Source organism: Paractinoplanes pyxinae (assembly GCF_026626335.1).
GTDB lineage: Bacteria > Actinomycetota > Actinomycetes > Mycobacteriales > Micromonosporaceae > Actinoplanes > Actinoplanes pyxinae.
This window is the reverse complement of the sequence record NZ_JAPNTZ010000009.1, coordinates 378,750-399,541: the sequence shown is the minus strand read 5'-3', so window position 1 is coordinate 399,541 and position 20,792 is coordinate 378,750. Positions and strand designations below refer to the sequence as shown.

Below are 20,792 nucleotides of genomic sequence, written 5' to 3'. Positions count from 1 at the left end.
CCCGAACCGCGTCTCCGCAGCTCAGGCCCTTCTTTATTCGGTGCGCCCGAAGGGACTCGAACCCCTAACCTTCTGATCCGTAGGCCGCGGTAGTACTGGAACGGTCGCCAACATCCGATCACCCACCGATCACCCACCCAAGGCCGTCACTCTCCGTTAAGAGTGCTCTCAATGCGGCCAGAACACGAAGGATCCAGCGTGCTCGGCAGAACCCGATTGCACGCGTCGAAAGTCAGCGGAACGATAAGGCGCGCTGGCACGATGCAGTAGCCGTGCCATGAGCCAGCTTGAGGCAGGGCGTATGACTAGCAATTCACGATGGTGGCAGACAGACGATGAGCTGCCTCCTACTTGGCTCGATCATCTGGCCGCGGCGTACCCCGAGATTGAGCACGACGCACAAGAGTGGTGGAGGTTGACCTCGCCGGAAACGATGGTGGGCAGCCGCCACCACACCGTCCCTCGCTTCTACCTTGAGCGGTTCGCCAAGAACGGCCAGTTGTGGGTGCGAGACCGGGTCACCGGCGACGGTCGGATGAGCCCTACGACGAAGACCGGGGTCATCAAGGACTTCTACACGTTCATCAACATCGACGGGGAGAAGGACGGCCGGCTTGAACGGATCCTCGGCGTCATCGAAGACGGCGCCAAAGATCTGTTCGATCGGATGCTGAGCCCGTTCCATTCTCCTCGGCCACTCGCCCCTCAGGAGTCAATGCACCTCGGCTTTTTCCTGGCGTTCCAGCTGCAGCGGACGCCTCAGCACCGGCGCATGGTGGAGCTGCTCGGCGACTTCATGGCGAAGACTCAGCACCCACACCTGCATGGCATTGACCAAGTTCGGGTGGTGCCCGAGCCCAACCTTCACCTCGAGCAGATGACCAAGATGGTCCCCCGGCTCAGTGAGTTGTTCTTCGACCGGCCAGCTCTCCTCGTGACGCTCGACCAACCCCTGTTCATCACCTGCGACGAACCCGTCGTCCTGGTCACCGACGGCTCAAGCCATATCAAGCACGCGGCATCATGCTTCAAAACGCAGAAGCAGCGCAGGAAGGCAGCGCGCAGGCCGAGCCGGAACCGCTTGCGCAACGCAGACATCGTGCACGTCTATCCAACGCGGCCCACAGCTGGCACCGCCGTTGAGGTCGCGTTGCCATTGAGCCCCCGGACGCTGCTCGTTCTCGGGCCGCGCGGGATGGCCGGCCCTTTGACTGTCAGCCTGAACGGGGCAGAGGCAATGACGTACGCAAACGATGTGAACGCTCGTCTGATCGACCAGGCCTACGGTTGGGTGGCTGCACACCCTGATCATCCAACGTTTCGGTCACTCGAGTTTCCGCCGCCCGGCCCGCTCGTGCAGGCATGTGACGGCGGAACCAAGTTCTCCCAGGACCTCGACAAAGCACCGAATCCGCGCCGACCAGAGCTACTGGGCCGGAGTTGGCAATAGGAGAGCCCGCGCCTACGCCGCTGGCCCCGTGGTCCTCAAGCTGCTGTCACTCGCTCCCGCGTTCGGTGTCCCGGAGTTCCTTCGACCTGCGGGTGGTCCGATCGCGCGTGGTGGACGGAACCGAGGCGAGGGCGGTGCTGGCTATCGCGCAGGCTCCGGCGACAGCGAGAAAGACCGCGCCGTACCCATCGTTGATCGTGTGTAGTGCTGCGGCGGCCAGTGGTGCGGTGGCTTTGGCGATGGTCATGGGGACCACGAGGATGCCGGCGATGGTGGCGTAGCGGCGGGTGTCGTAGCGCTCGGCCAGCAGGAAGGGTTTGGCGATGCTGCCGACGCCGAAGCCCAGCCCGAAACCGATGACGGCGATGACGGCGGCGACAGCGTCGCGGCCGACGATGGCGAGGGCGGCCGCGGAGACGCCTTGCAGCATGAAGATGGTAGCGACTACGGAGGTGGTGCGGTAACGGCGTTGCAGGCCGGTGGTGACCAGGCGGCCGGTGACCGACAGGACGCCGAACAGGCCGGCCGTGGTGGCGGCGAAGGCCGCTGAGTGTCCCCAGTTGATCAGGGCGGCGACGAGCAGGACGCCTGCGGCGGCGATGGCGGCGGTGTGGGCGGTGAAGCTGACGGTCAGCAGCCAGAATCCGCGGTCGGTGAGGACGGCTTTGAGTCGTTCGGGCTGGCGGTGGGCCGTGGCGTCCGGCTGTGCGTGGTGTGCGGAGGGGGCCGCGCGAATGACCATCGCGTGCAGCGGGATCGTGAGGACGGCTTGGATGGTGGCGAGGATGAGCAGGGTGGTGCGCCAGCCGTGATGTTCGACCAGCCAGCCGGTCAGCGGCAGGAAGATGGTGCTGGCGAAGCCGGCGACCACGGTCAGGGCGAGCAGGGCCGTCGAGCGTCGTTGGGCGCTGTGCCAGGCGATGATGACGACGAAGACGGCTTCGTAGAGGCAGGCGGCTGAGGCGAGGCCGATGCCGAGCTGGACGGCGTAGAGCTGCCAGAGGCTGTCGACCTGCGACCAGGCGACCAGCATGACGGCGCCGCCGACAGACCCGGCGGTCATCAGGGCACGGCCGCCGTGGCGGTCGAGCCAGCGACCAATGGGAATGGCCAGGGCGGCGGAGGCGAGGACGTTGGCGGTGAAGCTGCCAGTGATCGCGGTGGTGGAGGCGTTCAGGTCGGCGGCGAGCGGGACGAGGAAGACGGCGAAGGCGTAGTAGAGGGTGCCGTAGCCGACGGTCTGGGTGACCGCGAGCGCGGCGACGATCGCGGGGGCGCGTGAGCCGTCGAGCCGGTGGCCGCCGACACTCGGTTCGGCGGCCACCGTGCGAGACGTTTCCACCGGGTCAGCTGCAGACCGCCGAACGCGTCGTATTCGTCTGCACCCACAACTCCGCCCGCTCCCAACTGGCCGCGGCCCTGTGGCGCGACCGCGTCGGCGGCACCGTCGCCTCGGCCGGCACCAAACCGGCCGCCCGGGTTCATCCCCGCGCCATCAAGATCGCCCACCGGCACGGCTTGCGGCTCGACCCCACCGGCACCGCTGATGTCGCCGATGTCGTGCACGACGGCGATCTGGTCATCGCCGTCTGCGACAACGCCCACGAAGACCTCTCAGGTCCCGTGCGGCCCCAGCTGCACTGGTCCGTGCCCGACCCCGTCCGGGTCGACACCGACGCAGCGTTCGAAGCCGCCTACACCGAGCTGGCCCAGCGCATCGACCGCGTCGCCCCAGCCGTGACCCACGTTCCCACCCAGAACTGAGCATTCCGCGCCACACACGCGCTCGACCGCTCCCGACCGCGCAGAGACCGGAGTTTCGTATCCATGCACACCATCGCTGCCTGGCGGCGCCTGCTGGCCGAGTTCACCGGCGCAGCGTTGCTGGTCACCGCCGTCGTCGGCTCCGGCATCATGGCCACCACCCTGTCGCCCGATGACGTCGGCCTGCAACTGCTGCAGAACTCGGTCGCCACGGCGTTCGCGCTCGGCGCCCTGATCCTGACGTTCGGGCCGGTCTCCGGCGCCCACTTCAACCCGGTCGTGTCCGCAGCCGACTGGTTCCTCGGCCGCCGCACCAAAAGCGGGCTGTCCGGCGCCGACCTCGCCGGCTACGTGGCGGCCCAGACCGCAGGAGCGATCGCCGGATCGGTGCTGGCCAACCTGATGTTTGACCTCGCGCCGGTCACCTTCTCCGGCAAGGACCGCACGGCCGGGCACCTGTGGCTGGGCGAGATCGTCGCCACCGCCGGGCTGCTCCTGCTGATCTTCGCGCTCGCCCGATCCGGCCGCGCCGCCCTCGCCCCGGCCGCCGTGGGCGCCTACATCGGCGCCGCGTACTGGTTCACCAGCAGCACCAGCTTCGCCAACCCGGCCGTCACCATCGGCCGGGCCTTCACCGACACCTTCGCCGGCATCGCGCCCGCCTCCGTCCCCGGATTCGTCATCGCCCAGCTCGCCGGCCTGCTCATCGGAGTCGGCCTGCTGCTCGCCCTCTACCCGAACATCGGACAAGCCGCCGACGACATCGTCGTCCCCACCGAAAGGCTCCCCTCATGACCGGCAAGCCCAGCGTCCTGTTCGTCTGCGTCCACAACGCCGGCCGCTCCCAGATGGCCGCCGGCTGGCTGCGACACCTCGCCGGCGACGCTGTGGAGGTTCGCTCCGCCGGCTCCGCCCCGGCCGACACCATCAACCCCGCCGCCGTCGAAGTCATGCGTGAGGTCGGCATCGACATCACCGATCAGACACCGAAACTGCTCGAGTACGAGACCGCGCAGGACTCCGACGTCATCATCACCATGGGCTGCGGCGACGCCTGCCCGATCTTCCCCGGCAAACGCTACGAGGACTGGAAACTCGACGACCCCGCCGGCCAGGGCGTCGAAGCTGTCCGCCCGATCCGCGACCAGATCAAATCCCGCATCGAGGCGCTGCTGGCCGACCTCATTCCGGCAGGCAAGTCGTTCACGTGAGTGTGACCTCTGCTGGTCCGTCACAAAAATGCTGAGCTGCGACGACCTGCTCGCTGTCATCATGGGTCGCCCGATGACTACTGTTGTCTGAGACCAGGTGCCCGGTGATCCCCCGACTCGACTTCAACGGCATGACCTCGAACCTGCGGGGAGGTTGGCCCGCCGACCCCGACCGGATTCCCCGCTCTCCTTTCGAGTCGAGGCCTCCGCTGCGGCATCTGCGGGTTGTAGTCGATGCCCGGGTGCTCGACGGCGGCGACCAAGATCCCTGGTCGCGGGAGCGGCTCCTGCAGGGACTGCTGGGCCATCCCCACCTTAAGGTGGTCCGCTACAGCGATGACGGGCCACCGGTTGACGCGGCAACTGTCGACGTTCCCCACGGCACACCGAAGGCGATCGGATGGGTCACCCCGTCAGTACCGCCTGCCGACGGCAGCAACTTCTGGTATTCCGACGGCGACCATCTGGTCTTCACCGGATACGACTCGAGCCTGACGGACTGGATCGGCAACACCGTCACTCCCGCGTACACGAACCTTCCCCCCGATGAAGCGCAGCGACAGCGCCGAAGCGATGCCGCCGCCATGGCCACCGCTCACACGATCAAGCCGGATCTGTTCATCACTGACCGATCCCACCTGCTGCACCGCACCTTCACCGCCCGCGGACTCACGACGTGCGACGTGCGCGGTGGGCTCGCAGTGCTGGGGCTCTATCTACGCAGCCAGAACGACCACCGGATCTGGTCCGACCCCGGCGGCTGGGACACCGTCGACCTCGGCCGGGAAATGTTCTTCTGGGTCGCCGCCCGCGAGCTTCTCCCCGAGGCCTGGCGATGGGTAACGGCCTGTTCCCAGCACGTGCAAAGCGCCCAGGACGACAGCCTGCTCTATCTCGCGCTGTCTACACCCGAGCGTCTGACCCAGGTCCTCAAGAGCCGTGACGACATCCACCGCGAGCTCAACCAACTGCGTCCTCGCGGCCGGTCCGGCAGCGAAGCCATCCACGCCTTCGAGAATGCGCTGATGATGCTCGTGGCCACCCTCGACCTCACCGCCGTAGTCGCACACCGCGTCCTGAATGTCGGTGGGTCGGACCGGTACGCCGGCTGGCAGAACCCAGGCTGGGCCGCGAAGCTACCGGCAAACCTCGGCGGGCTCGTGGCGCCCGATACGCCGCTTCGTCACGCACTGACGGTCGTGCAGCATTTGCGCAACTCCATCCACGGCATCGCCCTGCAAGGCCTTGGTGTCCACGACGGCGGCGGCAAGCCGCGGCGAGCCCTCATGGGACTGCCTCGCGCCAAGCAGGCCGAACTGATGGCGGCAGTCACCGCGCTGGGCGACCCGGCGGACTGGGGCATCGAGGTGGTACGCGCCAACGAGTTCCACGCCGACCCCGGGATCCTGCTGGATCGGCTGCTACCGCCGATGTGCGAACTGCTCAACAGCGCCATGCGCGAAACCCCGGTCGAACAACTGGCCAACGTGCGTCTCACCCCGGCCGACCTACTGCCACCGCAGGAAGGAGCGGGCACCGTCGCCGACATGTTCAGCGCTTCACAACGCGCCTGCATCCGAGCACTCCTCGGACTGTGACCCCATTGCCCGCGACCATGAGCCGCTCACCGATCCGGCCGATGTCCTGGCGCCGTGGACACGATCGGGTGAAGTGGGACGACGGTACGGCCGTGCGGATGGAGATGGTCCCGGCGGCCACCGCCTACCGCCCATATGCGCCGTACCGGACTGCCCTGGAACCTACGACCTGCGAACCGCACCCCGGCATGCCGACAGTGTGCTCATGCACGGACTCTGCGTCCCCGTCGCGTGGACACTGCCACGCTCGGTCGCGGTGTCGACGCCTTGACCGAACCCGCCACCGAAGGATTCGGGACCGGACGGCCAGACGATCACCCGGCCGAGTGACTGCCCTTTGCCAACGTGCCGGCTCACCGTAAACCCAAGCCGGTGACCAGCGAGGGCGGTGCCACATGTCGAGCCCAGGTGTGATCTTCAAACGATGCGGCTGCCGCGATACCAACGGAAAACGGCTCGAACAACACTGCCGGCGCCTCACCGACCGAGGCCACGGCACCTGGTACTTCCACTGCTCGGCGACCAACCTGCTCGGCCGCCAAGAGCGCGCCCGCCGCGGCGGCTTCCCGTCACAAGCGGCCGCCCGGCAGGCCCGCGACGAGTTCGTGGCTGCCAGCACCGCCAGCCGGACCGCGCAGGGATGGACGGTCGAGCGGTGGCTACGACACTGGCTCGACTCCCGCACCCACATCCGGCCAACGACCCGGTTCCACTACACCCGCGACGTCGACACCGTCCTGATCCCCCACCTCGGTCACTACCGGCTCGCCGACCTCGACGCCCAGCTGCTGCGGACAGCCTTCGCCGCCATCGGCGACACCTGCAACAGCAAAGGCCGACCGCAGTCCCCGTCAGCGATGAACCACCTGCGGACCACCCTGCGCGCCGCGCTCAACCTGGCCGTTAAAGAAGGCGTGCTCGAGTGCAACCCGGCCCGGCACATCGAGATCACCGGCTATCGCCAACCCCACGCCAAGGTCTGGACCGAAGCACGGATCGAATCCTGGAAACAGACCGGCGCCCACCCGAGCGTGGCAGTCTGGACCGCCGACCAACTCGCCGCGTTCCTCGGCTCCGTCAACGACGACCCGATGCTCGCCCTCTGGTGGCTCGCCGGGCTCCGCGGTCTTCGCCGTGGTGAGCTGTGCGGGCTGCGCTGGGCCGACATCGACATCGACCTCGACCGCGCCACCCTGACCATCGAACGGAATCGCACCACCGCCGGCTACCAAGTGGTCGAAGGCGACCCGAAAACCGCCGCCGGCCGGCGGGCCGTCGCCTTGGACAAACGCAGCGTGCAAATCCTGCGGGTGCACCGCCGCCACGAGCAGGACCGCAAAGCGGAAGCGGCCGAGAACGGGAAACCGTGGCTCGACAGCGGGTATGTGTTCACCCGCTCCGATGGGCTGCCGATCAACCCGAACTACGCCACCACCCGGTTCGCCATCCTCGTCCGCCGCGCAGGCTTGCCGCCGGTGAGGCTGCACGACCTGCGGCACGGCGCCGCCTCCCTCGCTCATGAGGCCGGCGCCGACCTGAAGACCCTGCAGGACCTGCTCGGGCACTCCAGCATCGTGGTCACCGCCGACACCTACACCAGCGTCCTGCCGCAGATCCAGCGCCGCTGCGCCGACGCCACCGCCCAGCTCGTGCTGAACGCCGCCCGCCGCACCCGCAAGAAGATCAAAACCAAAGCCCGGAAGAACCGGCCCGACCGCGGCCCCAAACCCAGCACGTCAGCACCGGCGAAACTGCAAACAGGTGCTCCCGCCCCAGCGAAGCGGAAGCCGTCCGTAAACGCCCAGGTCACGGGTCGGTCACGGGACGAAAACGCCGTTTCCGGTGTGACACCCAAGTCGCACCCACGTGACACCCATCGTCCGAATGCGACGGACAACAGAAAAGGCCCGAACTGCGTTTCCGCAGCTCAGGCCCTTCCAAATCTGTGCGCCCGAAGGGACTCGAACCCCTAACCTTCTGATCCGTAGCAGCGCCGCAATCAGAAGAGCTGGGCGTGCCGCAGGTTGCCTTGGTGGTAGCGGCCGGTCATGACCACACCAGCACCCGCGACGTTCGGCGACGGCTGATGGCCAACAGGTATCCGGCCGCGCCGAGGCCGAGCCACAGCAGTGTGTAGGCGATGCCGGTCGGTCCGAGACCGGCGTCGGCGGTGATGGCGCGGATGGCCAGAACCGGCCCATAACCGGGCAACAGGTTGTCGAGGGTAGTTAGCCAGCCGGGGATGCCGGCGACGGCCGCAGTGGCGAGCACGACCGCCGGCACGATGGTGGCCACGATCCGGCCCCGGTTGCCGAAGGCTACGACGAGGGCCTGGTTGATCATCACGAAGGTGACGCTCACCAGAATGTCGACGGTCAGCAGGGCCAGCAGGTCGATGGCACCGCGGGTGAGGAACGCCTCGGCGGCTCCGGTGACCAGAAGTGCTTGAGCCAGGGCGAGCAGTGCGGGCTGGCGGGCGTTGCGGATCGCGAGTTGCCAAATCGGTCCGTGCCAGGTCAGCGGGTCGTGCCGGGTGGCCGGGGTGATCAGGAGGATGAGCATGGCGCCGATCCAGAGGGCGATCACGATGATCGCTGCGGCGCTCAGTCCGCCGAGGTCACCGAAGTCGTGCAGGTCGGCCGTGACGGGGGTGGCGGCGACGGTCTTGAGGTGGTCGCGATCGGCGGCGGTGTAGGTGGGGACCTGGTCGCGGCCGTCGTCGAGGGAGCTGACCAGTTCACCGGCGCCGTCGGCGAGTCGGTCGGAGCCGTCGGCGAGTTGCTGTCCGGCGGAATCGGCCTGGCGGGCGCCGCTGGTGAGGTCGTCGGCGCCGTCGGCGGCCTCGGCCGTGCCGGCGGCCAGTTGATCGGCGCCGTCGGCCGCGTCGTCCGCGCCGGTCGCGAGTCGGCCGGCTCCGGCGGCGAGTTGCTCTGCCCCGCTGGCGAGTCGATGGGCGCCGGTGTCGACTTGAGCGGCTCCGGTGGCGGCCTGGTCGGCGCCGTTGGCGAGCTGGTCTGCCCCGGTGGCGGCTTGGCCGATGGCGGACACTAGTTGGGGGGTTTGCTCGGCGAGCTCGGCGGTGCCGTCGGCGACCTGCTGGGCGCCGTCGGCGAGGTCGGTGATGTTGGTCTTGACGGCGACGACCTGGCCACGGACATCGGATTTGGCCGTCTCGGCTTGCTGGGCGTCGGCGACGAGTTGTTCGGCGATGGCCTGTAGCTGCTGGCACAGGGATGCGGGGGTTTCGCACTGCGCGGCGAGGTCCTCGGCGCGTTCGGCCTCGGCGGTCAGGTCGGGCAGGGCGTCGATGCCGTCGATGGCCTTGTCGGCGAGCGGGACGACGGTGTCGGCCAGTTCCTGGTTGCCGTCGGCCACCTGCTGGGCGCCGCCAGCGAGCTGGTGGGTCTGTGCGGGTAGGTCGGTGACGCTTTTGTCGAGGGTGTCGAGTCCGGTAGCGAGGGTGTCGGCGCCGTCGGCGACCTGGCGGGTGCCGGTGGTCAGTGAGGTGGTGCCGGTGGCGAGGGTGGCGGCGCCGTTGCTGAGTTGCCGGGTCCGGGTGGCCAGTTCGGTGGCGCCGTCGTTGAGCCGGCCGATGCCGTCGGCGAGGTTCTGGCTGCCGGTGTCGAGCTGGTCGAGGCCGGTGGCCAGGTCGGTGCTGCCGTCGGCGAGCCGGCCGAGGCCGACGACGAGTTGGTTGCTGCCGTCGGCGAGCTGGCCGGCGCCGTCGGACAGTTTTCCGGCGCCGTCGGCGGCGTCGCCGAGTTGTTCGTGCATGGTGTTGAAGCCGAGGTAGATGTTGTCGAGGTAGGTCTCGACGACGGTGCGGTTGAGCGCGTCTACGGCGGCGTCGGTCAGGGTTTTGGTGATGATCGGGTCGACGGCGTTGGTGGTGCGGGATGCGGTGACGTCGATGCGGGCCTGGGTGGCAGTGTTCGGGTCGTCGCCGGCGGTGGAGGTCGCGGCCCGGGAGAAGTATTGCGGGATGGTGACGGCGACGGCGTATTCGCCGGTCTTGAGGCCGGCGGTGGCGTCGTCAGGGTCGGTCAGGACCCAGGTGTAGTTGTCGCCGGTGTGGTTGACCAGGCGGCCGGCGAGTTCGCGGCCAAGGGGGACGGTCTTGCCGTCGATCTCGACCGGCTCGTCGTTGTTGACCACGGCGGCCCTGACGGTGCTCAGGTGGTCGGCGGGGCTGTCGAACGCGGCGAGTAGTGAGGTGGCGACCAGCACGGGGATCAGCAGGATTGCCGGACGGGACAGCCGGCGCAGGGCCGATGTCATGCGTACACCTCCGTGGCGGTCAGCGTGATGATCTGGGTGGCGGGCAGGCCGGGATCGTGCTCGTGGCGGGTGACGATGACGGTCGTTCCCTTCGCGGTGGCCGTCTGGAGTTCGCGGTGCACGGCGTCTCGCTCGTGCCTGGCGAGTACCAGGTCGAGACCGTCGATCAACAGCAGTGGTGGCGCTTGCCGCGCGGTCTCGACGATGGCCGGGCCGGGATCGGGGAGGTGCGCACATCGCATCAACCGCGTCTTGGTGCGTACGGCGGAAGCACGCTGCGGGAGCACGTCGCCGAGGGTCTTGACCGTGCCCTGGATGTCGGTGACACGTCCGCCGAGGGCCAGCAGGAAGGGGCTGGTCGCGGCCGGGTCGCCGATCACTTCGACGATCTCGCCCGGCCTGATGCGCAGGTGCTGGGGTGCGAACGGCGCCGGGGTGAGAGTGAAGTCGTCGGTGGCGATCACGTCGGTGCTGCCCGGTTCGGGCCAGTCGGCCAGGGCCAGCTCGTGGGTGATGCCTTCGCCTTCGACGTCGAAAGACGGCATGGCCCGGTCCCAGCTCTTCGGTAGCCACCAGGCCCGGTCACCGAGCAGCGCGAGCACCGCTGGGACCAAGGTCATCCGGACCAGGAACGCGTCGACGAAGACGCCGACGGCCAGGCTGAACGCGATGGGCTTGAGGGTGGCGTTGCCTTCGGGCACGAAGGAGGCGAAGACGCCGAACATGATGACGGCGGCGGCGACGACAACGGGTGCGGAGCCGCGGAAGCCGGCGTCGATGGCGTGCCGGGCGTCGCCGGTGTGGACGTACTCCTCACGGATGCGGGAGACGAGGAAGACCTCGTAGTCCATGGCGAGTCCGAACAGGACGCCCATCAGGATGATCGGCAGGAAGCTGATCACGCTGCCGGTGTGCGCCACGGTGAGCGCGTCGGCGAACCAGCCGCGCTGAAAGACCAGTGCGGTCGCCCCGAAGGCGGTGCCCACCGAGAGCAGGTAGCCGGCGGTTGCCTTGATCGGTACGGCGACCGACCGGAACACCATGGTCAGCAGGACCAGGGAGAGTCCGACCACGAGCAGGCCGAAGGGCAGCAGGGCACCGCCGAGCCGGGCGGAGACGTCGATGCCGACGGCGGTGATGCCGGTGACCGCGGTGTGCACCCGATACTCGTCGTAGAAGTGGTGTTCAAGGTCGCGCAGCCGGTTGACCAGGTCGGTGGTGGCCTGCGAGTCGGGGGCGCTGTCGGGGACGACCTGGACGATGCCGACCTGGCCCTTGGGGTCGGGGGTGGCAAGCGGAACCAGTGCGACGCCGGGCAGCGCGCCGATCTCCGCACCGAGCCGGTCCATCACGCCGACGGGGTCGGTGCTGGAGATGATGTTGGCGGTGACCAGCAGCGGGCCGTTGTAGCCAGGCCCGAAGTGCTCGCTGATCGTCTCGTACGTCTCGCGGGCGGCGCTGCCGTGTTCCTCGCTGGCGTTGTCGGGCAGCGCGAGCCGCAGCTCTCCGGCGGGCAGAGTGGCCGCGCCGAGACCGAGAACAATCACCACGATGGTGATCACCGGACGGCGGGTCGCCAGCGTCACCCACCGGCGGAAGACCCCGTCGGCGGAGACCCTCGGCAGCCGGACTCGCCCTGGGCGGCGGGGCTTGGGGCGCAGGCGCTCGCCGGCGGAGGCGAGCAGCGCCGGGATCAGGGTGATGGCGATCAGGACGGCCACCGCGACCGCCGCCGCCGCGGACAGGCCCATCGTGGTGAGGAACGGGATACCGGCCACCACCAGCCCGACTAGGGCGATGATCACGGTGAGGCCGGCGAACAGCACCGCCGAGCCGGCGGTGGCGACCGCCCGGGCGATCGACTCGTCCACGGTCAGCCCGTCGTGGAGCTGACTGCGGTGGCGCGACGGGATGAACAGCGCGTAGTCGATGCCGACGGCCAGGCCGAGCATCAGGGCCAGGCTGACCGCGGTGGAGGGGATGTCGAGTATCGCGGTGGCGCCGTAGAGCAGCGCGACTGACAGGCCCACGCCCAGCACCGCGGTCAGCAGCGGGATGCCGGCGGCGATCAGCGACCCGAAGGTGATCAGCAGGACCATCAGCGCCACCACCAGGCCCAGCCCTTCGGTGGCGCTGGGTTTGGGCACTCGGTTGGCGTAGGCGTCCCCGCCGACCACCACGCGTGCGCCCGTTCCGGCGTGGTCCTGCAGGGTCGCGCCGATGGCGGTGAGCTGCTGTTTGGTGACCGCCTGGACACCGGTGAAGGGTTCGTCGAGCTGGACGGTGATGATCGCCGCGGCGCCGTCGGCGGCAATGGCGCCTTTGACGGTCCCGTCGTAGGGCGAGACGACCTCGATGACCTGGTCGGTCTTCTTCGCGGCGTCGACCGCGTCGCCGACGGCGTCGCGGATCGCCTGCCCGTGCAGGTCCGTGCCGGGTGGAACGGTCAGGACGATCTGCGCCGACGAGCCGCTGACCTGAGGGAAGATCCGGGAGAGGATGTCCAGGGCGTCCTGTGACGAGGAACCGGGAATGGTGAACTCGTCGTCGGTGCCTGCTGAGATCGACGCGCCGGCGCCGGCCAGCAGCAGGATCGCGAGGAACCAGACGGTGATGGTGCGCCGACGGTGCCGTACGACGGCGGCCGCGGCGCGGTACAGGGTCGAGGACACGAACTTCCTCTCCAAGGGGTACGCGGAAACGCGCGAGGGGATGCCCGGCCCCGCCGAGGGACACAGGAGGGGCCGGGCGGTATCGGGGTGTCAGCCGGCCAGGCGGGCAGCGAGCAGCGGGAACTGGGCCAGGGCGTTGGTGCGCTCGACCTGCAGCCGCTGCGCGGCGGTGAAGGTGTCACTCAGCTGCGGCGCCGGGTCTCCCGGCACGGCGAAGACAGCCGAGGAGAACGGCCAGTCGGTGGCGAACAGGATGTGCGAGTCGGGGGTGACCTCTCGCACCGACTTCATGGCGGCGGCCACCGGCGACAGCGCCGTGTCGTAGAACAGCTTGGCGTACTGCACGTTCGCGTCGTCGAACGCGGTGATCCCGAGGTTCTGCGCGATCACCGGGTACAGCGTCAGCATGCTGGTGCGGTACGACAGGTAGGGCAGGGCGCCACCGGCGTGCGCCAGCAGCCACCGGATCTTCGGGAAGCGCGTGTAGACCCGCCGGTAGAGCATGTTGACGGCGGCGCGGGTGGTGTCGAACGGGAACTCGTACAGGAAGGTCGGCAGTTTCAGGTCCGGGTACTGCACCGGCGTCACCGGGTGCACGAAGACCATGGCGCCCAGGTCGTTGAGCACGGCCATCAGCAGATCGAGGCGCGGGTCGCCGAGGTAGACGCCTTCGTAGTTGCTGAAGATGCCGATGCCGTCGAGTTTGAGCTCGGTGATGGCCCGTCGGGCTTCGCGGCCGGCGTTGCGGATGTCGGTGGGGCCGAGGTCACCCAGCGGTAGAACCGCGAACCCGCCGAACCGTTTGGCGGTCACGGTGTCCGTGGTGTGTACGAGGGTCTTGCTGGTGTAGTCGTTGATCTCGGCGGCCAGGTCGCGGCGATCGGCGGCGCTGTTCAGGAACGTCACGCCGGGTTCGGAGATGGAGACGACCTGGGTCTGGATGCCGTACCTGTCCATGAAGTTCACGGCCAGCGTCGGGCTCCAGGCCGGGATCGGGACTCCGCCGGCGGTCAGCACACCGTGACTGGTCAGCGCCGCGCGGTAGAAGTCGGGGATGTGATGGCAGTGCACATCCACCCGATACGGCGAGGAGGTGTTCACTGTCGCCGCGCCGGCGGCCGGGCCGGTAAGCACGCCGGCGGCTGCCAGGCCGGTGGGCAACCCGGCTTTGAGCAGAGTGCGGCGGCCCAGCGGGAAGGAAGGGAACCGAGGGGTCAAGGAAGCCTCCGGGAAGCATGAAGTGCCTGTGCTCGCGGACGCTCGGCCGCCGAACATGCAACCTGCACAGCTACGTGCAGGTTATCTTCTTGCTCACCGGTGTGCAAATAAACGTGCGTGGTTCTAGCCTGTCCGCTGCTTCATCGCGCGCTTGCGGACGTACATCGCCTCGTCGGCCTCGGCGATCAGCTGGTCCGCGGTCCGCTCATCGCCGGCCGCAGCGGTCGCGATGCCCATCGCGACGCCGATGTGCAACTGTTCGCCGGCCCAGGTGATCGGTGCGCCGACCTCCGTTTCGATGCGGTCAGCGACCTGCATCCCCTCGATGGCGCCGGCGGCTGGGCAGATCACCAGGAACTCATCTCCGCCGATGCGGCCGACGACGTCGCCGTGCCGGGTCGCGGCCGACAGGCGGTGGGCGACGACCCGCAGCACCTGATCGCCTGCCTCGTGGCCGAGCCCGTCGTTGATCGGTTTGAAGCCGTTGAGGTCGCAGAACAGCACGGACACCGGCGCGGTCGAGGTGCCCGGCATGAGCAGGTGGTCGAGGCGCGCCAGGACGTCACGGCGGTTGGGCAGCCCGGTCAGTTCGTCGAAGCGCGCCTGGTGGTCGAGCGCCCGTTTCTGCTGCGCCTGACGGCGATCGAGTTGGCGGATGCGGAGCAGCGCGACCATGGTGATCATCACCTGCCCGGCGCAGAGCATGATCACGTCCGGCGGCCGGCCACACCCGATGGCGACCGCGGCACCGACTGGGATGATCAGTAGAGCGGCGGCCAGCCGCCGCGCCCGGATGGCTGGTTCCCGCTCGCGCCCTGCCGCTCGTCCGCCCTCGGCGGGGATTGTCCGGAGCACTTGAGCGGCCGCTCCCACGAATGCCGCCGATGCCATCACCCCGGCCAGCGTCAGCACCTTCGCTGCGGCCGACGCGCCGGCTTCGGCGAGCATGGGGCCCAGCCCGGCCAGCCACAGCGGGACCGTTACGCACATGCCGGCCAGGGCGGCTTCGACCGCGGCGCCGGTCACCGCCACACGCAAAGACCTCATGTCTGTTTCATCGGCGTGTGTGCGGGAAAGCCAAGCCTCAGCAGGTCAGCCCTTGTCCGGCGCGTGGCATCGGGGGCCCGGCAGTAGTTGCGCCTGCCGGATCGCCGCATCGGCCTCGGCGGCCGGAAGTCCCGAGGCGATGAGAATGGCGGTCGCCGCCTGAGCGCCGTCGTCGACCCACAGATCGTCGTTGACCGCTTGCAGCAGTGCCAGGGTCATGGCTTGCAGGGCGGCGCCGAGCACGGGCAACGGCAGGTGGGCGGCGAAGCGGCCCTGTTCGCGTCCGCGTTGGAGCAGGGCGAGCGCCTGTGCGCTGATCGGGGCCAGCAGGTCGCGTAAGCCGGCCGCGCCGACCTCGCTCTCGGCGAGCGCGATCAGCAGGCGATACTCGTCACCAGCAAGCCAAAGGGTGAGCGTGAAATCAGCCAGCGCCACCGCGGGATCGAGGGCTGAGCGGTCCAGCTCGCCGAGTGCGGCCAGCATGTCGGCGGCGGCCTTGTCGGCGAGTCCGGCGATCAGGGCGTCCCGGTTGGGGAAGTGGGCGTAGACCGTGCGCCGGACCACGCCGGCGGCCTGAGCCAGGTCATCCATGCTGGCGTTGGGCTCGGTGGAGAGCAGCGTGCGCGCGACACGCAGGATCCGATCGCGGTTCTCTTCGGCGTCGCGGCGGCGTCGCGCCACCGGGGCGGAAGCGGTCTCGGATGTCATGGGTGTCCTTCCGCCGTAACGAACAGCCGCCATATCCGCACAGCAGCGGGCAGATGAGGCCCCTGCGCCAGGGTGAGCCGACGGCCCTGACCATTTTGCCCCGTCCGGATGCAGGCGTGGACGCCGCCGTCGGGACAGGCGGTCACCCCACCTGCGCCGGGTCTCCGCTCAGGTGCAGCCTGGGCCACGGCCGTCCTGGTCGGCAGCATGATCTCTGCCGTTCTGGTGCCGCGCCGCCGCAACCGGGCCGACGCGATCCACTGGCACCTCGCGCATGGGGCGAGGGTGACCTGGTCACCTTCGCCCCGTGGCGGTGCTCAGGCGGTGAAGAAGCGGGGGAACAGTGGGCGCGCGTTGCCGTGGTCGATGAGCGTGCGCAAGTCGCCGTCGAACGGGTAGCTCTCGAACTCCTTGGCCATGTACTTGACCGCGGGGACGGGCGCGAAGGGATAGTCGCTGCCGTACAGAATGTGAGTGGGGTCGGCGACCGCGAGCAGCGAGGGCAGGGCCGCGCGGGTAGAGGAGAGCGCGACGTCGAAGTAGAACCGCCGGATCAGGTCGATGCGCTTCTCACGGGCGCGCTCGCGGTTGAGCAGCATCCGCGCCTGCGACAGCTTCGATTCGTCGCGCAGCATGGTGAGCAGGATCCGGTCGGCGATGTAGGGCACGAACCCGCCCGCGTGCGCCAGGATGAACCGGATGCCGGGGTAGCGGTCCAGCGCACCGGACATGATCAGGCTGATCGCGGTGCGGGTGGTGTCGAGCAGGAAGTCCGCGGTGAAGGCCGGGATGCCCGGCACCGGTTCGGCGGGCAGCTCACCGGGGTGGATGAAGACGACCGCTCGGCGTTCGTTCAGGTAGCGCAGCAGTGGGTCGAAGCCGGGGTCGCCGAGGTATCGGCCCTCGTTGTTGGCCAGCAGCACCACCCCGTCGGCGTCGAGGTGGTCGAAGGCGTGGTCGGCGGTCTTGATGGCTGTGCCCACGTCGGGCAGGGTGAGCGTGGCGAAGAACCCGAACCGGCCGGGGTGGTCGGCGGCGACCTGGGCGCCGTACTCGTTGACCTCGCGCGCCCATCGCTCGGCCTCGATGGCGTCGCCGAGCCAGACTCCGGGCGTGGAGACCGACAGGATGGCGGCACGCACCCGCGTGTCGTCCATCAGGTTGAGGGCGGCCTTCGGCGACCAGTCGGGCACGGCGACGCCACCGGGGCGGATGCCCTTGTCGTTGAGCCAGGCCGCGTAGTGCGGCGGCACCACGTGGTGGTGGACATCGATGCGATCAGCATGGGACATGAGTGCCTCACAGTCCGAACGGCGTACTTGCACATTCACGTGCAGAATATAAGTTGCTCACATTTGTGCAACTACAAGGATGTGACCGGATCGGCAGGGCCGCGGCCTGATGTGAACGGCGCGGGCGGCAGTACGCCATCGGCGCCCGCGCCGTAGACCAGGACATCAGGACGCAGTGCCAATACGGTGGTGTCCCGCTCGCGCATCCAGCGGATCAGGACGTCGTCGCAGTCGACGATGGTTCCGGGCGCCGGCGGCGATCCGGCTGGCGTGACGCGCAGCCGCGCCACGGTGTCCGGCCAACTCGGCCAGTCCTGCTGCGCGCCGAGGTGCAGCAGGGTCCAGCGTCCGGCGAGCACGTCGTCGAGGCGGGCGCGGTTGCCGTCCGGGGCGAGGACCCAGGGTTGCGGCGGATATTGGCCGGCTACCGTCGCCTTTCCGATGCGGTCGAGCAGGCCGTCACGATGCTCGGTCATCGGCAGCCAGCGGGCCTCGCGGGCATAGGCGCGCAGGGCGGGAATACGCAGACCGAGACGGAATACCACGTTGCGCAGAGCGGCGAGAGCGCGGCGACGTTCGGTGATGATCTTTCCGACGGCGACCGCTCGGCTGGTCACGACGCGCACGTGCGGCTGGCGTTCGATCTCGTAGGTGTCGAGGGCGGAATCGGGCAGCTCGCCGTTCAGGACGGCGGCCAACTTCCAGCAGAGGTTGGCCACGTCGCGCACGCCGGAGGCCATACCCTCACCGATCCAGGGCGGCATGACGTGGGCGGCGTCGCCGGCCAGGAAGATCCGTCCGATGCGCCAGCGAGTGGCGAACCGGACGTGGTGGCTGTAGATGACGGCCCGCAGGATTTCCACCTCGTCAGGGGTGCGCCCGTGCCGGCGCAGCAGTTTCCAGATGTGGTCGTGTTCGACCAGTTGCTGTTCGTCCTCGCCGGGCAGGACGGGGAACTCCCAGCGGTGGTGGCCGAGAGGGGTGGGGCAGTCGACGGCCGGGCGGGCCGGGTCGCAGTGGAAGCGCAGCCGGTCGACGCTGTCCCAGCCGCGGTGGACCTTGGTGTCGATAACCAGCCAGCGGTCCTCGTAGGTGCGGCCGTCGAAGCCGACGCCGAGCCGGGTGCGGATCGGGCTGGAGCCGCCGTCGGCGGCGATCAGGTAGCTGCCGTGCAGGGTGCCGAGACCGTCGGCCTCGACGGCGACACCGTCCGCGGTTTCGGTCACGCCGGTGCACTCGTGGCCGCAGAAGACCTCGACGTTCGGGTAGCGGCCGACGCCGTCGCGCAGCGTCTGCTCCAGGGCCGGCTGGTAGATGAACAGCTGCGGCGGGTAACCGTTGCCGCGGGTGACCGGTTTGATGCTCAGGAAGGAGCGGCCGCGGGCGTCGACGAAGTCGATCGGCCGTTCGGCGAGCATGTCCTTGAGCAGCTGGTCGACGAGGCCGATGCGCTGCCAGATCCGCAGGATCTCCTCGTCGGTGGAGATGGCCCGGGCGCGGGCGTAGATGTCCGGTTCCTTCTCGACGACGGCGACCGTCAGGCCCATGCCGCCGAGCAGGTTCGCGGCGGTGACGCCGACCGGTCCGTAGCCGACGATGATCACGTCGTAGCGCCCGTTCATGCCGGTACTCCGCTCAGCGCCGCGACGGTTTCCTCGCGTCGGCGCAGCGAGGCCGCGCCGAGCCGGAACTGGTTGAGCTTGTCGATGATCGTCTGTGCTTCGGGCCGGTGGCCCCAGAGGCTGATGCCTTTGTGGGTGGTGGGTTCCCAGGTTGATTCGTCGACGACGATCGGGTTCCAGCCCATCTCCCATTCGAAGCCCGAGGGGGTACGGGCGTAGTAGCTCAGTTCCTTGTCGTTGGTGTGCTGCCCGATGCCGAGCGCCATGCCGAATCCGAGCTGCTTGAGCCGCAGGTAGGCGTGCATCATGTCGTCGAGGCTGGCGGCCTGGACGTTGAGGTGCTGGATCCGGGTGCGGACCGGGTCGACGCGTAGTCCTTCGGTGTTGGCCACGGCGACCGAGTGGTGCCGGCCGTTGACCCGCAGGAACCGGATCCGTAGCCGTATCCCGCTGATCGTCTCGGTGATGAAGTCGCTGAGCCGGGCGTCGAACAGGGCGTCGTAGTAGCCGTGGATAGCCTCCGGTCGGCGTGATGTGATCGCCAGATGCCCCATCCCGGCCTCGCCGGTGACGAACCCGCTGGTCGTCATCGTCAGCGGCGCGGCCGCGGTGAGCGCGGTGGTGTAGAGCTCCTGGGCGATGCCCTTCGGCCCGGGGAACCGCACGAGACGTTCCACCCCGCGCAGGGCGGCCTCTTCGGTGGTCCCGTCCTCGACGGGCACCCCCTTGGCCCGCAGCCGGGTCAGGATCGCCTCGTAGGTGTCGTGGTCGTCGACGTGCCAGCCGGCCGAGGTGACGTCCTCGGCCGGGCCGTGCTCCAGCAGGAACCGGCACTGCTGCTCGTCGAGGCGGAACCGCATCCGGCCGGTGTCGAGGTCGTCGACGTGCAGGCCGACGCCGTCGGCGCCGAAGCGCCGCCAGTCGCTGAACTTGCGGGTCTCGATGCGCAGATAGCCGAGCTGGACGTTGCCGAACACGCTCATCGGACGCCTTCCAGAAACGCTGCCGTCAGGGTGTTGAACAGCTCCGGGCGTTCCCATTGCACCCAGTGGCCGGTGTTGGCGACCGTGTACAGGTCGCAGTCGGGCATCCGGCCGGCCAGCATCGGGCCGCCGGAAGGCCGGTTCACACGGTCCTGTGCACCCCAGAGGACGAGGGTGGGTGTTCGCAGAGCCGCGAGTCGCCGGTCACGGGTGAAGTCCATCCGCAGCAGCGTCTTGAGGCCGTCCGGCCGGCGTAGCGGCGGATGGGCTACCACCTCGGGGTCGATGCTCGCCGCGTACCTCTCGTCGATCACCGACGCGGGAACAGCGGTGCCGTCGAAGACCAGCGAGGTCCGGATGAAGTCGTCGAGCTTCTCCCGGCTCGGGCCGGTCCCGCCGTAGTAGGCGAGCAGCTTCTTCAGTCCCGCGGTCGGCAGTCCTCGGCTGGTTCCGATCCCGCCGGGGCCCATCAGCACCATCCGCGACACCCGGCCCGGCGCTTCCAGGGCCAGACGCAACGCCGCCGCCCCGCCGTAGGAGTTGCCGACCAGGTGTGCCTTGCCGATGCCGAGGACGTCGAGCAGACCACGGATTGCCGACGCCAGATCACCGAACGGGTCGCTGTGGTCGACGCGTTTGCTGGAGCCGCCGTAGCCAGGCAGGTCCGGCACGATCACCCGGAACCGCTCTGCGAGTACGTCCACGTTGCGCACGTAGTTCGACATGCCGGACGCGCCCGGCCCGCCACCGTGCAGCAGGACCACCGGTTCCCCGCTGCCCCGTTCGGTCAGGGCGATGTCCCGGTCACCGACCCGGATTAGTCCTTGCTCCACGTCCATGAGCCCTCCCACAGAGCCATTGCTGTAGCGATCACTCCAGTTGTAATGTTCGCTACGGTAGGGATCGGCGAAGACATCGTCAAGAAACCGATTCGCAACAAGGGAGTCCC

General features: G+C 68.8%; 16 protein-coding genes and 1 tRNA gene. 6 read left to right on the top strand and 11 right to left on the bottom strand.

All coding sequences use genetic code 11. The annotated features are described in order from the left end of the window. Positions 1–301: 301 nt before the first annotated feature. Positions 302–1,450, top strand: a complete 1,149-nt coding sequence (locus OWR29_RS26890) for a DUF4238 domain-containing protein (RefSeq protein WP_267566032.1) — start codon at positions 302–304, stop codon at positions 1,448–1,450. 46 nt (positions 1,451–1,496) lie between these two features. On the opposite strand, the gene OWR29_RS26885 is transcribed toward OWR29_RS26890, so the two are convergent. Continuing rightward, the gene (locus tag OWR29_RS26885) at positions 1,497–2,774 is read right to left on the bottom strand and encodes an MFS transporter (protein WP_267566031.1); all 1,278 of its coding nucleotides are present in this window, start codon (positions 2,772–2,774) and stop codon (positions 1,497–1,499) included. On the opposite strand from OWR29_RS26885, the gene OWR29_RS26880 reads away from it, so the two are divergent. The 5 genes from OWR29_RS26880 (at position 2,729) to OWR29_RS26860 (ending at position 7,996) form a co-directional block, all read left to right on the top strand. Then, positions 2,729–3,214, top strand: coding sequence for an arsenate-mycothiol transferase ArsC (locus OWR29_RS26880; RefSeq protein ID WP_267566030.1), 486 nt, complete (start codon positions 2,729–2,731; stop codon positions 3,212–3,214). The two genes, OWR29_RS26885 and OWR29_RS26880, sit on opposite strands and share 46 nt — an antisense overlap. 63 nt (positions 3,215–3,277) lie before the next feature. Beyond that, on the top strand, positions 3,278–4,009 hold the full coding sequence (locus OWR29_RS26875) for an aquaporin (protein WP_267566029.1): 732 nt from the start codon (positions 3,278–3,280) through the stop codon (positions 4,007–4,009). Continuing rightward, entirely contained in the window at positions 4,006–4,425 is a 420-nt protein-coding gene (locus OWR29_RS26870; protein WP_267566028.1) for an arsenate reductase ArsC, read from the top strand. Before OWR29_RS26875 ends, OWR29_RS26870 begins: the two co-directional genes overlap by 4 nt. A gap of 131 nt (positions 4,426–4,556) precedes the next feature. Continuing rightward, positions 4,557–6,023 (top strand): hypothetical protein, encoded by a 1,467-nt coding sequence (locus OWR29_RS26865; protein ID WP_267566027.1) that lies wholly within the window; start codon positions 4,557–4,559, stop codon positions 6,021–6,023. An 857-nt stretch (positions 6,024–6,880) separates the two neighbouring features. Then, positions 6,881–7,996, top strand: coding sequence for a site-specific integrase (locus tag OWR29_RS26860; RefSeq protein WP_267566026.1), 1,116 nt, complete (start codon positions 6,881–6,883; stop codon positions 7,994–7,996). On the opposite strand, the gene OWR29_RS26855 is transcribed toward OWR29_RS26860, so the two are convergent. The 10 genes from OWR29_RS26855 to OWR29_RS26810 form a co-directional block, all read right to left on the bottom strand. Continuing rightward, positions 7,970–8,091: transfer RNA gene (locus tag OWR29_RS26855), tRNA-OTHER, on the bottom strand. The genes OWR29_RS26860 and OWR29_RS26855 overlap by 27 nt on opposite strands. Further along, positions 8,070–10,301: a YhgE/Pip domain-containing protein gene (locus tag OWR29_RS26850; protein WP_267566025.1), complete on the bottom strand. Its 2,232-nt coding sequence runs from the start codon at positions 10,299–10,301 to the stop codon at positions 8,070–8,072. Before OWR29_RS26850 ends, OWR29_RS26855 begins: the two co-directional genes overlap by 22 nt. After that, a complete protein-coding gene (locus OWR29_RS26845) occupies positions 10,298–12,973 on the bottom strand; it encodes an MMPL family transporter (protein WP_267566024.1) in 2,676 nt (891 codons plus the stop codon). Before OWR29_RS26845 ends, OWR29_RS26850 begins: the two co-directional genes overlap by 4 nt. A 90-nt stretch (positions 12,974–13,063) precedes the next feature. Then, positions 13,064–14,191 carry an amidohydrolase family protein gene (locus tag OWR29_RS26840; protein ID WP_267566023.1) on the bottom strand — a complete coding sequence of 376 codons (1,128 nt, stop codon included), beginning with the start codon at positions 14,189–14,191 and terminating at the stop codon, positions 13,064–13,066. A gap of 123 nt (positions 14,192–14,314) precedes the next feature. Then, the gene (locus OWR29_RS26835) at positions 14,315–15,217 is read right to left on the bottom strand and encodes a GGDEF domain-containing protein (RefSeq protein WP_267566022.1); all 903 of its coding nucleotides are present in this window, start codon (positions 15,215–15,217) and stop codon (positions 14,315–14,317) included. Positions 15,218–15,283: 66 nt separating this feature from the next. Further along, positions 15,284–15,946 carry a TetR/AcrR family transcriptional regulator gene (locus tag OWR29_RS26830; RefSeq protein ID WP_267566021.1) on the bottom strand — a complete coding sequence of 221 codons (663 nt, stop codon included), beginning with the start codon at positions 15,944–15,946 and terminating at the stop codon, positions 15,284–15,286. Positions 15,947–16,263: 317 nt separating this feature from the next. Continuing rightward, entirely contained in the window at positions 16,264–17,238 is a 975-nt protein-coding gene (locus OWR29_RS26825) for an amidohydrolase family protein (protein ID WP_267566020.1), read from the bottom strand. A gap of 71 nt (positions 17,239–17,309) precedes the next feature. Then, positions 17,310–18,860, bottom strand: a complete 1,551-nt coding sequence (locus OWR29_RS26820) for a bifunctional 3-(3-hydroxy-phenyl)propionate/3-hydroxycinnamic acid hydroxylase (protein ID WP_267566019.1) — start codon at positions 18,858–18,860, stop codon at positions 17,310–17,312. After that, positions 18,857–19,843, bottom strand: a complete 987-nt coding sequence (locus tag OWR29_RS26815; protein ID WP_267566018.1) for a VOC family protein — start codon at positions 19,841–19,843, stop codon at positions 18,857–18,859. Before OWR29_RS26815 ends, OWR29_RS26820 begins: the two co-directional genes overlap by 4 nt. Next, positions 19,840–20,682: an alpha/beta fold hydrolase gene (locus OWR29_RS26810; RefSeq protein ID WP_267566017.1), complete on the bottom strand. Its 843-nt coding sequence runs from the start codon at positions 20,680–20,682 to the stop codon at positions 19,840–19,842. Before OWR29_RS26810 ends, OWR29_RS26815 begins: the two co-directional genes overlap by 4 nt. Positions 20,683–20,792: the final 110 nt, after the last annotated feature.

What these genes read in the sequence shown, in the direction of transcription:
- OWR29_RS26890 (WP_267566032.1), top strand. Translation starts at nt 302, where the DNA reads ATGACTAGCAATTCACGATGGTGGCAGACAGACGATGAGCTGCCTCCT.
- OWR29_RS26875 (WP_267566029.1), top strand. Translation starts at nt 3,278, where the DNA reads ATGCACACCATCGCTGCCTGGCGGCGCCTGCTGGCCGAGTTCACCGGC.
- OWR29_RS26870 (WP_267566028.1), top strand. Translation starts at nt 4,006, where the DNA reads ATGACCGGCAAGCCCAGCGTCCTGTTCGTCTGCGTCCACAACGCCGGC.
- OWR29_RS26865 (WP_267566027.1), top strand. Translation starts at nt 4,557, where the DNA reads ATGACCTCGAACCTGCGGGGAGGTTGGCCCGCCGACCCCGACCGGATT.
- OWR29_RS26860 (WP_267566026.1), top strand. Translation starts at nt 6,881, where the DNA reads ATGAACCACCTGCGGACCACCCTGCGCGCCGCGCTCAACCTGGCCGTT.
- OWR29_RS26850 (WP_267566025.1), bottom strand. Translation starts at nt 10,301, where the DNA reads ATGACATCGGCCCTGCGCCGGCTGTCCCGTCCGGCAATCCTGCTGATC.
- OWR29_RS26830 (WP_267566021.1), bottom strand. Translation starts at nt 15,946, where the DNA reads ATGACATCCGAGACCGCTTCCGCCCCGGTGGCGCGACGCCGCCGCGAC.
- OWR29_RS26825 (WP_267566020.1), bottom strand. Translation starts at nt 17,238, where the DNA reads ATGTCCCATGCTGATCGCATCGATGTCCACCACCACGTGGTGCCGCCG.
- OWR29_RS26820 (WP_267566019.1), bottom strand. Translation starts at nt 18,860, where the DNA reads ATGAACGGGCGCTACGACGTGATCATCGTCGGCTACGGACCGGTCGGC.
- OWR29_RS26815 (WP_267566018.1), bottom strand. Translation starts at nt 19,843, where the DNA reads ATGAGCGTGTTCGGCAACGTCCAGCTCGGCTATCTGCGCATCGAGACC.
- OWR29_RS26810 (WP_267566017.1), bottom strand. Translation starts at nt 20,682, where the DNA reads ATGGACGTGGAGCAAGGACTAATCCGGGTCGGTGACCGGGACATCGCC.